We start from the raw sequence: 14,061 nt of genomic DNA on the forward strand, positions 1-14,061 counted from the left end.
GGAAGGGCCAAGCCATGCAATTGATCGAACATTCCGATTCTCCCCGCTACGTGCGCCTGCACGCAGACGATAACGTCGTGGTCGTGGTCAACGATCAGGGCGTGGCCGAAGGCAGCCGTTTTCCCGATGGCCTGACGGTCATCGAAGGTGTGCCGCAGAGCCACAAGGTCGCCACCGTCAACATCGCCGAGGGCGGTGCTGTGGTGCGTTACGGTCAGATCATCGGCTACGCACTGGAGCCGATCCGTCAAGGCAGTTGGGTCAAGGAAAGCCAGCTGGCCATGCCTTCGGCGCCGCCGTTGGACAGCCTGCCGATGTCCGACGCGGTACCGCCGGCTCTGCCGCCGCTGGATGGCTTCACCTTCCAGGGCTACCGCAATGCCGACGGTACCGTGGGTACGCGCAATATTCTGGGGATCACCACCACGGTGCAGTGCGTGACCGGAGTGCTGGACCACGCGGTTAAGCGCATTCGCGAAGAGCTGCTGCCCAAGTACCCCCACGTCGACGACGTGGTGGCGCTGACCCATAGCTACGGCTGCGGCGTGGCCATCAATGCGCGCGATGCCTACATTCCGATTCGCACCGTACGCAACCTGGCGCGCAACCCGAACCTGGGTGGCGAAGCCCTGGTGATCGGCCTGGGTTGCGAAAAGTTGCAGGCCGGGCAGGTTATGCACGAGGACGATCCCTCGGTAGACCTGAGCGAGCCGTGGCTGTACCGCCTGCAGGACTCCGGGCATGGCTTCGGTGAAATGGTCGAGCAGATCATGGCGCTGGCCGAGACGCGGCTGGCCAAGCTGGACCGTCGGCGTCGCGAAACGGTGCCCGCCAGCGAGCTGATCCTGGGCATGCAGTGTGGCGGTAGCGATGCGTTCTCCGGGATCACCGCCAACCCGGCCCTGGGCTTCGCCTCCGACCTGCTGGTTCGCGCCGGGGCCACGGTGATGTTCTCCGAGGTCACCGAGGTGCGCGATGCCATCTATATGCTCACCTCGCGGGCCGAAACCCACGAAGTGGCTACCCAGCTCGTGCGCGAGATGGACTGGTACGACAATTATCTGGAACGCGGTGCGGCGGACCGCAGTGCCAACACCACACCGGGGAACAAGAAAGGCGGTTTGTCCAACATCGTCGAGAAGTCCCTAGGGTCGATCGTCAAATCGGGCAGCAGCGCCATCAACGGTGTGCTCGGTCCGGGCGAACGGGTCAACCGCAAAGGCCTGATCTACTGCGCCACGCCCGCCAGCGACTTCGTTTGCGGCACGCTGCAATTGGCTGCGGGGATGAACCTGCACGTGTTCACCACGGGGCGCGGCACTCCCTACGGCCTGGCGATGACGCCGGTGGTGAAAGTGTCTACCCGCACCGAGCTGGCCGAGCGCTGGCCTGACCTCATCGATATCGACGCCGGGCGCATTGCCACCGGGCGGGCGACCATCGAGGAACTGGGCTGGGAGCTGTTCCATTACTACCTGGCCGTGGCCAGCGGTGAAAAACAGACGTGGGCCGAGCGCTATCGCCTGCACAACGACATCACCTTGTTCAACCCCGCGCCGATCACCTGATCAGGCGTCCCGAAGGGCAGCAGGCAACCTGCTGCCGGTCGGTTCGACAAAAGAAGCGTCAAAAAAGGGAATCAAATAGCTACCTCCAGTGTCGAAGTGCCACTAAACTGTCATTCTCCGTTTCGGTACCTACACTAGAGGTTTTTGCATGAAGCTCAGTCCGTTTGCGGGCAAACCTGCTCCAGCCCAGCTGCTGATCGACATCCCGCGTCTGGTCACGGCCTATTACACCGGCCAGCCGGATGCAAGCGAGCCCACTCAGCGTGTGGCGTTCGGGACCTCGGGGCACCGCGGCAGCTCGTTCGACTTGAGCTTCAACGAGGCCCATGTGCTGGCGATCAGCCAGGCGATCTGCCTCTACCGCAGCAGCAATGGGATCGACGGCCCGCTGTTCGTCGGCATCGACACCCACGCGCTGTCGACCCCGGCAGGCGCCAGCGCCCTTGAAGTGTTCGCCGCCAATGGCGTGCAGGTGATGTTGTCCAAGGACGACGAATACACCCCGACACCGGCGGTCTCCCACGCGATCATCTGCTACAACCGTGAGCGCAGCAGCGGCCTGGCGGACGGTGTGGTCATCACGCCGTCGCACAACCCTCCGCAAAGCGGTGGTTTCAAGTACAACCCACCCAATGGCGGCCCGGCCGACGGTGACGTGACCAAGTGGATCGAAGCCAAGGCCAACGAGCTGCTTGCCGATGACCTGCGCGGCGTCAAGCGCATGCCTCACGAGCAGGCGCTGAAGGCTGCCACGACTCACCGGCACGACTACATCGGTCACTATGTGGCCGACCTGGTCAATGTGATCGACTTCGACGTTATCCGCAAAGCCGGCCTGCGCCTGGGTGTGGATCCGCTGGGTGGGGCAGGTGTGCGCTACTGGTCGGCCATTGCCGAGCACTATCGGCTCGACCTGCAGGTGGTGAACACCGAAGTCGATGCCACCTTCCGCTTCATGTGCGTGGACTGGGACGGCCAGATTCGCATGGACCCATCGTCCAGCTACGCCATGCAGGGGCTGATCGGCCTGAAGGACCGCTTCGACGTGGCCTTTGCCTGCGATCCCGATCACGATCGTCATGGCATCGTTACCCCGACGGGCGGGTTGCTGGCCCCCAACAACTACCTGGCGGTGGCGATCGACTATCTGTTCCAGAACCGTCCGCAGTGGCGCACCGACGCGGCCGTGGGCAAGACCGTGGTCAGCAGCGGCATGATCGACCGCGTCACTGCGCGCCTGGGGCGTCGTCTGCATGAAGTGCCGGTGGGCTTCAAGTATTTCGCCGACGGTCTGTTCGATGGCTCGCTGGGGTTCGGCGGTGAGGAGAGTGCCGGTGCGTCGTTCCTGCGCATGGACGGCAGTGTGTGGACCACCGACAAGGACGGGTTGATCCCGGCCCTGTTGGCCGCCGAAATGACCGCACGTACGGGCCGCGATCCAAGCCAGGCGTATGAAGCGCTGACCCGGAGCCTGGGCGAGCCGTTCTCCACGCGCGTGGAGGCCAAGGCCAACCCGCAGCAGAAAGCGGCCTTGAGCAAGCTGTCGCCCGAACAGGTGAAGTCGACCGAACTGGCAGGTGAGCCGATCGAGCAGATCCTCAGCCATGCGCCAGGCAATGGGCAGGCGATCGGTGGCTTGAAAGTCATCACGGCCAACGGCTGGTTCGCCGCGCGTCCCTCGGGCACCGAAGACATCTACAAGATCTACGCCGAAAGCTTCATCGACGAGGCGCATCTGCAACGTCTGGTAGCCGAAGCGCAAGTGCTGGTGGATTCCGCCATCGGCTGATCCCGCACGCACCTTCCGTGGTGGCGGGCATCGGCCGCGAAGAGGGCGCTGCGGAGTATCTGATAGACCGAGTCGCCCGTTTCGCGGCCGCGGACCGCTCCTACAGGAAATCCGGTATCGCGTAGGAGCGGTCATCGGCCGCGAAGAGGGCGCTGCGGAGTATCTGATAGACCGAGTCGACCGTTTCGCGGCCGCGGACCGCTCCTACAGGAAATCCGGTATCGCGTAGGAGCGGTCATCGGCCGCGAAGAGGGCGCTGCGGTGGGTCAGGTACACCGCACAGGCCGCCGACGCGGCTTGCGCCGCTGCTACGGAGGGTGTGCAGCGTTTGAAGGTGGGATCTTTGGTATATTGCGGTCCTCGCGATATGCCCAGGAGTTTTCGTGTCATCGCAACCTACCGACAAAGACCGTCAAGCCCCAGGCCTGATCGCCCGGGGCTGGCGTTGGCTGCGCTCGCAGCAGCGTGACGCCTGGTTTCACACGCCGCTCACAGAAGCTACCGCGCCGGCCCCGCCTGTCGAACCACCCCCCGAGTCACAGTCGAAACGGCCACCCCGCGCGCCGAAAAAACCCGTCAACTCACAAACGCCACAGCCGTTGCTGTTCGCGCCCTGGCAGCTCGAACTGACGCCAGCGCTGAAGAAAACCATCAAGGCTGACGTCGCTACCCGCCTGCCCGAACACGCCCAGCCCAGCCCTGCGCAGTGGAAAATGATCTTCAGCACGACACCCGCCACGTGCGTGGTGGCTGGTGCAGGTGCAGGTAAATCCACATCGTTGGTACTGCGCGTGCTTGTGCTTCACCACTACATGGGCTTCGAACTCGACAGCCTGAGCGTGGTGACCTTCACCCGGGAATCACGTCGAGACTTTATCAAGAAGTTGTGCCAAGTCTTTGATATGTGGGAAGTACCTTACGTATTCGAGAAAGTACGTGAAATGGTCAGAACCTATCATTCCCTGGTTCTGCCGCTGATTCACGCGCTGCCTGGGCTGGCTGAGGTGCGCGCTTTCGAAAACCTCGGGGCGGCAGCAACGGGTAGCGAGGAAGCGAATCCGTTCCAACTGCGGCTCAACGACACCCAGCGTCAGTTGATGAACGAATGCTATCGCAGCCTGATGAGTAGCGATCCTTCGTTCAGTGGTCACATCGGCAGCTTGCGCGCGAGCGCAGCCCAACTGCGCAAGCTGGACCCGCAGGATCCCGATGTGCAGAAGCGGCTCAAAGCCCTCAGCCTGGCCAGCGCTCGCGACGCCGAACTGTGTGACTTGATCGAAGAACACTGGCGTGCGCAGGATGCCTGGCCTATAAAGGGGATCAAGATAGATCGACAAGCCATTGATATAAAAGGTTTTACCTTTCATACACATGGCTACATTGCACGCTTGAACACCTGGGTCGTGCTAGGGTTCGAACCCGGTACCGATGCCCAACTCACCCGGCCCACGGCCAAGATTCCAATCTGGGGCGAATGGGCAGTCAAGCGCACCCTGTTTCAAGCTTTCTGTGATAAGCCGCTGATATGGCTGGATAATCCTTCCGATGCCAAGAAGGTTTTGACGTCCTTGAACAGCAAAGGGTTGACCGGGCCCGGGTTCGAATACCAGTTGCCCGGCGAACTTGCCCCGGCGCCGCTGCTGGACTGTTTCGTGGCTGCCGCGACCTTCATCGAGAACCTCGGAGTGCAGGTCGTCGACGCCATCGACCGGATGAGCTGGAACGCGGAAGATTCCGAAGCGGACTTTTTCGCTGCCTTGCGCCTGTTCTGGCCGGCACTCGAAGCGCATCTGCAAAACCAGACGCCGCCAGTCATGCTGTTCAATCGCATGTTCGCCTTGCTTGGCGAAGGGCCAGGCTCGCGAGTCAGCGAACTGCCTGACGACGCACTGCGCCCCATGTCCCATCTGCTCGTCGACGAATTCCAGGATATTTCCGCACAGATCGTTGGCTGGTTGAGGGCCAGTCTTGCGGAAATCCTGCGCCGCAGCACCGCGTTGGCCGGTGAGCGAGCCGCGCAGCACAGCTCGCTGATGTGCGTTGGCGACGACTGGCAGTCGATCTATGGCTGGCGCGGCAGTAACCCAAGCTACTTCATGCAGTTCAACCGCACCTTCAGCGCTCACAAGCACACGCGCGTACTGCTGATCGACAACTACCGCAGCCATCAGGCGATCATCGACGCCGCCGAGCATATCGTGGCGTCGGCACCGGCCATACCCGGCAAGAAGGCCCTGGCCCGTCGTGTATTCGATCGCGAGCCATCGCCTGTGACCCTCTTGAGTCGAGACCTTGCCGATCTGGCACGGCGCGCCGCCGAGCATCACGCTGCAGGCGACTCGATTCTGGTGCTCTATCGTCGCAACAGTGACCGCCAGGCTTTGGCCGAGCATATCCAGGGCCTGCTGCAGGCAGATCAAGCGTTGCCAGCCGAGCAGCGTCGTTTGCGCCAGCTCACGTTCCACAGCGCCAAGGGTCTGCAGGCCGACGCGGTATTTCTGCTGGGCGATTGCCAGTATGCCAGTCGCTCGCCCTACAAGAACCAGGTCTATGCCCTGGCGGGCCTGGCGCAGGCGGATCAGGTGGACGGTTACGACAGTGCCCAGCACGAGGAAGCGCTGCGCCTGGCCTATGTCGGCATCACCCGGGCCATCCACAGCTGCTATTGGTATGTGGAAACCGCTGCCAAACCAGGCGCCCGCGCCTCGGATCGAGTGGACGCCAGAATGCCGTGCTTCAACGATGTGCGGACCAAGCCCAAGCGCTGATTCAGGCCTGGGACATCTCCCGCACCTTGGCCGTGAGCACGTCGAACGCGAACGGCTTGGTGATCATCTGCATGCCGTCATCGAGAAAACCGGCGCGCACTTCGGCGTGCTGGGCATAGCCGGTGATGAACAGCACCTTGAGTCCCGGCCGCAGATGGCGCGCGACTTCGGCCAGTTGCCGACCGTTCATGCCGGGCAGGCCGACGTCGCTGATCAGCAGGTCGATGCGCTGCCCGGACGCCAGGATCGGCTGCGCGGCGCTGGCATCGGCTGCCTCCAGATAGCAGTAACCCAGTTCGCGCAGGACTTCGCACACCAGGCTACGCACGGCATGGTCATCCTCGACGATCAAAACCGTTTCGCCATTGGTGGCCATCGGCGATTCGATCACCGGCGCAGTGGCCTGGGGCAGTTGCGAGGCATAGCAGCGCGGCAGGTAGAGCTGCACCGTAGTGCCCTGGCCGGGGGTGCTTTGGATCGCGACGTGGCCCCGCGACTGCTTGCTGAACCCGTAGATCATCGACAGGCCCAGGCCAGTGCCCTGGCCAATGGGCTTGGTGGTGAAGAATGGATCGAATGCGCGATTGATCACGGCCTGGTCCATGCCCGACCCGGTGTCGCTCACACTGAGCATGATGTAGTCGCCCGGTGCCAGGTTCTGGTGCGCACTGGTAAAGCTCTCATCGAGGTGCCGGTTGGCCGTTTCGACGATCACTTCGCCACGCCCTGGCATGGCATCGCGGGCATTGATCACCAGGTTGAGCAGGGCACTTTCCAGTTGATGGGGGTCCGCCTCGGCTATCCACAGTTCAGGATCCAGGTGCATGCGCAGCGCAATGCTTTCATTGAGGCTGCGGTGCAGCAGTTCTTCCATCGACTGCACCAGTCCGTTCACCTGGACTGGCTTGGAATCCAGTGACTGGCGGCGGGAAAACGCCAGCAGGCGGTGAGTGAGGGATGCGGCGCGGTTGGCCGAGCTGATACCCATGTCGATCAGCTTGGGCAGGTCGTCGAGCTGGTTGCGGCTCAGGCGTCGGCGCATCAGCTCCAGGCTGCCGATGATGCCGGTGAGCATGTTGTTGAAGTCGTGGGCGATACCGCCGGTCAACTGGCCCACCGCTTCCATTTTCTGCGCCTGGCGCAGGGCCTCTTCGTTGATCCGTACCTGGGCCGTGCGTTCCTCGACCTGCTGTTCCAGATTGCCGTTGAGTTCACGCAACTGTTGTTCGGCGGCTTTCTGTTCGGTGATATCGGTGGTAACCCCGACCAGTGCCTGGATGCGTCCCTGCCTGTCGGGAATGGCGCGGGCGCGCATGTCCACCCAATGCACTGAACCGTCAGGCCAGCTGTTGCGGAACTGCAAGGCGAAGTCGGCGCCCAGCTGCAGGCTGTTGATCAGTGCCTCCTGCATCATGGCCTGATCGCCCGGATGCACGCACAGCAGCCAGTCTGAGTAGTCGAAACGGGTGCTGGGCTCGATGCCGTAGTGGGTGCGGGTCCGGTCCGAGCAGTTCAACTGCAGCGGGTTGCAGGTCAGCTCCCAGGCTCCCAGGCGCCCGGCACTCATGGCGTGCTGCAAACGCTGTTCACTTTCGCTCAGGTCCAGCAGACGGTCACGCGCTTCATATTGACGGCGCCGACCACGAATGGCCGTCTTGGCCAGGCTGATCAAGGTCAGCGGGTGAAACGGGCGTTCCACGAACGTGACGTTGCCCAGGCGCGCAGCGAGCAGCATGGACTGCGCCTGGTCGGCCGCGCGTTGATGGGTCATCAGCACGATCGGCAAGTCGGACCAGGCCGGCTGCTGGCTCAGGTACACCAGCAACGGCTGCATCCTGGCTTCGGACAGCGCTTCGTTGGCGACAATGCAGACACCTGCGCCTTCGCGCTGCAGGTGCGCACAGAGATCGTCGACGTCGGCCACGGCGATGCCTTGAATACCCGCCTGTCCGAGAATCTGCAGGGCCACCTGGCTGTCGCGTCCCATGGGGGCAAGCACCAGCACTCGTTCCGATGTGGGTATCGACATCTTCACTGATCATCTGCTTCAAGCAGGGGACGGGCTTCGCCGACGTAGGTCGGGACACCGCGCAACACCCCCTGGAAAGCGCTCAGTGGCTCACCGACCTTCATGCCCTGGCTGCTGATCTTGTATTCGCGAATGGTGTTCTCGTGGCCGCCAAAGCGCTTCTTGATCACCGACACCGCACGCCGCACGTTGCCCAGCGCCTCGAAGTAGCGCAGGAGAATGACGGTGTCGGCCAGGTAGGTGATGTCCACTGGCGCCTTCATGTCGCCGACCAGCCCCTGTTGGGCCACGGTCATGAAGGTCGAGGCGCCCAGGCGGTTGAGGTACAGCAGCAGCTCATGGATGTGCAGCACGGGTGTGCTTTCGCCCATCATCGCGGCGTGGTAGCCATTGATGCTGTCGATCACCACTGTCTTGATGTCGTGCAGGATGACGCTGGTGCGGACCATGTGGGCAAATTCGCCCGGCGACTGTTCAGCGGCGTCCACCTGCTGGATGACCATCTTGCCACTGCGCTGATAGGCTTCCAGATCGATGCCCAGGTTTTTCATGCGCTCGAACAGCAAGCTGAGCTCTTCGTCGAAGATGAACAGCGCGACTTTTTCGCCACGGGCCACGGCCGCAGCGGCGAAAACCATGGAAATGAGCGATTTGCCGGTACCCGCGGGGCCGATGATCAAAGTGCTCGAACCGTTCTCGACGCCGCCGCCCAGAAGGGCGTCCAGCTCCGGGATGCCCGAAGTGAGTTGGGTACGCTCGTAGCGGGCGCGATGTTCGGCCGCAACCAAGCGCGGATAGACGTGAATCCCGTCCGCCTGAATGGTGAAGTCGTGATAACCGCCGCGGTATTTCTGCCCGCGGTACTTCATGATGCGCAGGCGCCGGCGCTCGGCGCCGTAGTCCGGCGCGGTTTCTTCCAGGCGAATCACGCCGTGGGCGATGCTGTGCAGGGTCTTGTCCAGTGGCTCGCTGGTCATGTCGTCGAGCAGCAGGACGGTCGCATTGAAACGCGCAAAATAGTGCTTGATGGCGAGAATCTGCCGCCGATAGCGCAGCGAGCCCTGAGCCAGCAGACGTACCTCGGACAAACTGTCCAATACCACCCGTGAAGGCTTGACCCGTTCGACTTCGTCGAAGATCTGCCGCGTCGCTTCGCCCAGTTCAAGGTCGCTGCTGTAGAGCAGGCTCTGCTGCTGTTGCAGGTCGAGCACCAACTCCGGCGGCGTCAGCTCGAACACGGTGACGCGCTCGTCCAGTTCCCAGCCGTGGGAGCGAGCGCCTTCGCGCAGTTCCTTGGTGGTTTCGGACAAAGTGATGTAGAGACAGGTTTCGTTCTGCGCAACGCCTTCGAGCAGGAACTGCAGGGCTACCGTCGTCTTGCCCGCACCTGGCTGACCCTCGAGCAGGAAGATATGGCAGCGGGTCAGACCTCCACCAAGAATGTCGTCCAGCCCGGCGATACCGGTGGCTGCTTTGGCCGTCGTCAAAAAGGTGTCCTCGGGTAGCGGAAGGGGCTGCAGTGCAGAACGCGACGCAGCTTGATACTGGACACCGGGCCGTGGGCGGGGTTCCGAGCTCATTCAGACAAAAACGGGCGAGGGTGGCCCTGAAAAAGGCGCGACTTCACAACCCCTGCTGCAGGCTGGGGTCGTCGGCGTTCTGCTGCTCGAGTTCGGCCAGCAGCACCTGCACGTTCTGCAACTGACCGGTTTCTTTCCAGTACTGGATCAGCAACACCCGTGCGCGGCGGTTGGCCGGGTCACGGCGCAGGATCTCTTCGAGCTGCTTCTGCGCCGCTTCCACCTGCTGCAGGTCGTGCAGGTTGGTGGCCAGTACATAGCGGTAGTCAGTGTTGTCCGGTGCCAGCTCCACCGCACGAGCGAGGGCGAGCAGGGCGTATTCATCCTCGTCATGGGCCATCAGCCACAAGCCCAATTGCTGCTGCAACAGGGCCGATTGTGGATGCACCAGCAACTGTTCGGCCAGCAGGCGCCGCGCCTGGTCACTTTTGCCCTGGTGCTCGTACAGCTCGACCTGCATGGCAATGGCTTCCAGGTCGTCGGGCTCGAGCAGGCGATAGCGGGCCAGCGCCTGCTCGGCCTGAACATGCGCGCTCTCGTGCAAGTACAACCGGGCCAGCGCCAGTTGGGCGGCAGCGCTGTCGGTCTGGCCCTGCAGGGCAGCAATCCAGGCGTTCACCACCTTGTCCAGGTGGCCGAAATACAGGCCCAGTTCATCGGCTGGCAAGCCGAGCAACCCCCGCGCGGCGTGAAAGCGGATCGACTCGTCACGGTCTTCCAGCAAGGGCCCCAGCAGTACGCTGCGCTGGCTCTCGGGCACCAGGCCGATGACGGCATCGATTGCCGCATGGCGGACGTCGACAAGCTCGCTCTGCAAGTCGGCAGTGGCGAGTTTGAGGGCTTGAGGACTGGGGTAGTTGGGCAGTTCGGCGTACAGCGCAGCGCGCCGCTCGGCGCTGAGGTCAGTGCGGGCCAACTGCTGATAAAGGACTCGTGCGGCGCCCGGCTGACCATGACGAGCCTGGCTCAGGGCTTTGCCGTAGCCCTGCTGCGGCGCTGCCGGAACCGTAAGGGCCGCAGGGCGCCAGGCGTACCAGAGCGCTATCAGCAGCAGTGCCACGAGCAGCAGGGTCAGCGGAAGGCGAACGCGTTTGAACATGCGGGTATCCGAAAGGGCGCAGGCTTGGCCGGGGCATTCAGCTTGGGTCACTGCCGGGGTGCAGTCAAATCATGGCAGCGACGAGCATTGGCAAGCCCCCCGCCGGTGAGGTTTACTAGCGCCCGATCTTCGTCGTTTCTTCGTCGTTTCTTCGTCGTTTCTACGCTCCCCGCCAAGGCCACCGCATGACCCGCTACACGAGCCGCGATTGGCTGCCCCACGAAAAGCCGAACTTGCCGGGCTCTCCCTCGACGCCTCTGCATTCGACGCGCAAGCGCCTGGCGTTCGGTATCGTCGGCCTGCTGGTGGCACTGACCGGCGGCCTCGGCAACTCGCTGGTGGTGGCGAACCTGCAATTCCTGCAGGGCTCGCTCGGCGCCACGGCGGCGGAGATGGCCTGGCTGCCTGCGGCCTACGTGATGACCAATGTGTCGATGAACCTGCTGCTGGTGAAATTCCGCCAGCAGTTCGGTCTGCGCACGTTCACCGAACTGTTTCTGATGCTGTATGCGCTGGTCACCTTTGGCCATCTGTTCGTCAACGACCTGGGCTCGGCGATTGCCGTTCGCGCCGCCCACGGCATGGTCGGGGCGGCGCTGAGTTCCCTGGGTCTGTACTACATGATCCAGGCGTTTCCTGCCAAGTGGCGTCTCAAGGCCCTGGTGCTGGGCCTGGGCACCTCGCAGCTGGCCTTGCCGCTGGCGCGGGTGTTTTCCGAGGACCTGCTGCAGATCGCCGAATGGCGTGGCCTGTACCTGTTCGAACTGGGCATGGCGCTGCTGACCCTGGGTTGTGTGTTCCTGCTCAAACTGCCGCCGGGCGACCGCTTCAAGACCTTCGAGCCGCTGGATTTCCTCATTTTCGCGATTCTTGCCTCCGGCATTGCGCTGCTCTGCGCGGTGCTGTCCCTGGGCCGGATCGACTGGTGGCTTGAGGCACCCTGGATAGGCTGGGCCTCGGCTGGGGCCATCGTCCTGATCCTCGGTGGCCTGGCGGTGGAACACAATCGCAGCAACCCGATGTTGATGACTCGCTGGCTGGGCAGCGGTGTCGCCATCCGCCTGGCCCTGGCAGTGATTCTGACGCGCATGGTGCTGTCGGAGCAGTCCACCGGGGCGGTCGGTCTGTTGCAAGCGTTGAACATGGGCCAGGAGCAGATGCGCACCCTTTATTGCGTGATGCTCTTCGGCGCGGTGGCGGGGCTGGCCGTGAGTGCCTGGACCATCAACCCCGAGCATCTGTTCATGCCACTGATCATTGCCCTGGCGCTGATGGCGGTGGGTTCGGCCATGGACAGTTTCTCCAGCAACCTGACGCGTCCGGCCAATATGTACGTCAGCCAGTTCCTGCTGGGCTTCGGTGGCACGTTTTTCCTGGGCCCGACCATGGTGCTGGGCATGCGCCACGTGTTGACCAACCCGCGCAACCTGGTCAGCTTCTCGGTGCTGTTCGGTATCTGCAACAATTTGGGCGGGTTGATCGGCGCAGCGTTGCTGGGCACGTTCCAGATCGTCCGCGAGAAATACCATTCGAGCATGATCGTCGAGCACCTGACCCTCATGGACCCGCTGGTCCAGGCGCGGGTCAGCAATGCCGCCGCCAGCTACCTGGCGCACATCGCCGACCCGGCCCTGCGGGCCACTTTGGGCACCCGTGCGCTGGCGACGGCCGCCACGCGCGAGGCGAACGTCATGGCCTACAACGATGTCTTCATGCTGATCTGCATCATTGCCGTATTGACCATGCTGTGGATCTTCGTCCGCAGCCTGTGGCTGATGAGCACCACCCGGGCGGTGACCACCGCCGCGACACCTACCGTATCCACCAGCGGCGCCAGCACTTCATGACCGAACCGACGTCCACGACCACCAATGCCATCGCCGCCACGCCCGAAGGCCAGACCCCACCGCCCAATCCAGCGGCCACCGAACCGCGTTCGCGGCGGGTGCGGGTACTGTCCAGCCTGATTTTCGCCAGCATCGCGTTGGTGGGGGTGGCGATCGTGCTGTATGCCTGGCAATTGCCTCCGTTCAGCAGCCACATCGAAAGCACCGAAAATGCCCTGGTGCGTGGCCAGGTGACGATCATCGGGCCGCAACTGGCAGGCTATGTGTTCGAAGTGCCGGTACAGGACTTCCAGTTCGTCAAGGCAGGCGACCTGCTGGTACGCCTGGACGACCGTATCTACCGCCAGCGCCTGAACCAGGCGCTGGCGCAGGTCCAAGTGCAGAAGACCGCCTTGGCCAACAACCTGCAACAGCGCCGCAGTGCCGAAGCCACCATTACCCAGCGCCAGGCGGCGGTGGCGAACAGCGAAGCGCAGGCGCGCAAGGGCGCTGCCGATCTGGGCCGCAACCAGAACCTGATCAGCGACGGCTCGGTGTCGCGCCGCGAGCTCGATGTGACCCGCGCTGCCAACGCCCAGGCGCTGGCCTCGGTGGCACAGGCCAAGGCTGCGCTGGCCATTGCCCGCGAAGACCTGCAGACGGTGATCGTCAACCGTGACTCGCTGGCCGCCAACGTCGCCAACGCCGAAGCCGCGGTAGAGCTGGCACGCATCGATCTGGACAACACGCGCATCCTGGCGCCGCGCGACGGCCAGCTGGGGCAGGTCGGCGTGCGCCTGGGTGCCTATGTGAATTCCGGTGCGCAACTGATGGCGCTGGTTCCCGATACGCTGTGGGTCATGGCCAACATGAAGGAAACCCAGATGGCCGATGTGCGCATCGGCCAACCGGTGACCTTCACCGTCGATGCGCTCAATCACCTGCGCCTGCGCGGGCACGTACAGCGCATCTCGCCTGCCACCGGCTCGGAATTTAGCCTGTTGCAGGCCGACAATGCCACCGGCAATTTCGTCAAGATCGCGCAGCGCATTCCGGTGCGCATCACCGTGGACCCGGACCAGGACGGGGCCCATCGGCTGCGCCCCGGCATGTCGGTGGTGGTCAGCATAGACACGGGCTATGTGGTCGAGCAGGACCGTACCGACCGGCCCCGCGACGGCGGCCCCTAGGCAGGCAATCGGGGTATCCACAGCGCGTTGCGCGGGTTAAACCATTTGATCTTTGCCGACGGGTCGCCTACCGTCTGCGCCGCTTGTCTTCGCCCAGAGCAGGAAGCCGGTTCGAATCCGGCGCGGTCGCGCCACTGTGATCGACATGTTGCATGTCGTCAGCCAGACCTTGCTGGGGGTTTCTTCGATCTGTTGGACGCGCCATCCAAGGA

General features: G+C 63.3%; 8 protein-coding genes. 5 read left to right on the forward strand and 3 right to left on the reverse strand.

Annotated elements, in window-relative coordinates:
* The first annotated feature begins 14 nt into the window (after window positions 1-14).
* The 3 genes from garD (at window position 15) to IFT44_RS02015 (ending at window position 6,125) form a co-directional block, all read left to right on the forward strand.
* The gene (garD, locus tag IFT44_RS02005; RefSeq protein WP_192057108.1) at window positions 15-1,568 is read left to right on the forward strand and encodes a galactarate dehydratase; all 1,554 of its coding nucleotides are present in this window, start codon (window positions 15-17) and stop codon (window positions 1,566-1,568) included.
* Window positions 1,569-1,716: 148 nt separating this feature from the next.
* Entirely contained in the window at window positions 1,717-3,357 is a 1,641-nt protein-coding gene (gene pgm, locus IFT44_RS02010; RefSeq protein ID WP_192175316.1) for a phosphoglucomutase (alpha-D-glucose-1,6-bisphosphate-dependent), read from the forward strand.
* A 383-nt stretch (window positions 3,358-3,740) separates the two neighbouring features.
* The gene (locus IFT44_RS02015) at window positions 3,741-6,125 is read left to right on the forward strand and encodes a UvrD-helicase domain-containing protein (RefSeq protein WP_342214251.1); all 2,385 of its coding nucleotides are present in this window, start codon (window positions 3,741-3,743) and stop codon (window positions 6,123-6,125) included.
* Between the two features lies 1 nt (window position 6,126).
* Here the strand turns inward: IFT44_RS02015 and IFT44_RS02020 are convergent, their stop codons facing one another.
* The 3 genes from IFT44_RS02020 to IFT44_RS02030 form a co-directional block, all read right to left on the reverse strand.
* Entirely contained in the window at window positions 6,127-8,154 is a 2,028-nt protein-coding gene (locus tag IFT44_RS02020) for a response regulator (RefSeq protein ID WP_192175317.1), read from the reverse strand.
* Between the two features lie 2 nt (window positions 8,155-8,156).
* Complete coding sequence (locus IFT44_RS02025) at window positions 8,157-9,641, reverse strand: ATPase domain-containing protein (RefSeq protein WP_240998775.1); 1,485 nt, start codon at window positions 9,639-9,641, stop codon at window positions 8,157-8,159.
* Window positions 9,642-9,777: 136 nt separating this feature from the next.
* Entirely contained in the window at window positions 9,778-10,833 is a 1,056-nt protein-coding gene (locus IFT44_RS02030; RefSeq protein ID WP_192175318.1) for a tetratricopeptide repeat protein, read from the reverse strand.
* A gap of 185 nt (window positions 10,834-11,018) precedes the next feature.
* Here IFT44_RS02030 and IFT44_RS02035 point away from each other — a divergent pair, with 185 nt between their 5' ends.
* Together IFT44_RS02035 and IFT44_RS02040 are read left to right on the forward strand one after the other, a co-directional pair.
* On the forward strand, window positions 11,019-12,680 hold the full coding sequence (locus IFT44_RS02035; protein ID WP_122478138.1) for an MFS transporter: 1,662 nt from the start codon (window positions 11,019-11,021) through the stop codon (window positions 12,678-12,680).
* Entirely contained in the window at window positions 12,677-13,849 is a 1,173-nt protein-coding gene (locus IFT44_RS02040) for an HlyD family secretion protein (protein ID WP_192175319.1), read from the forward strand. The genes IFT44_RS02035 and IFT44_RS02040 overlap by 4 nt, the downstream gene beginning before the upstream one ends.
* Window positions 13,850-14,061: the final 212 nt, after the last annotated feature.

The sequence above is a fragment of the Pseudomonas sp. CFBP 13710 genome (assembly GCF_014842235.1).
In the GTDB taxonomy this organism is placed as follows: Bacteria; Pseudomonadota; Gammaproteobacteria; order Pseudomonadales; family Pseudomonadaceae; genus Aquipseudomonas; species Aquipseudomonas baltica.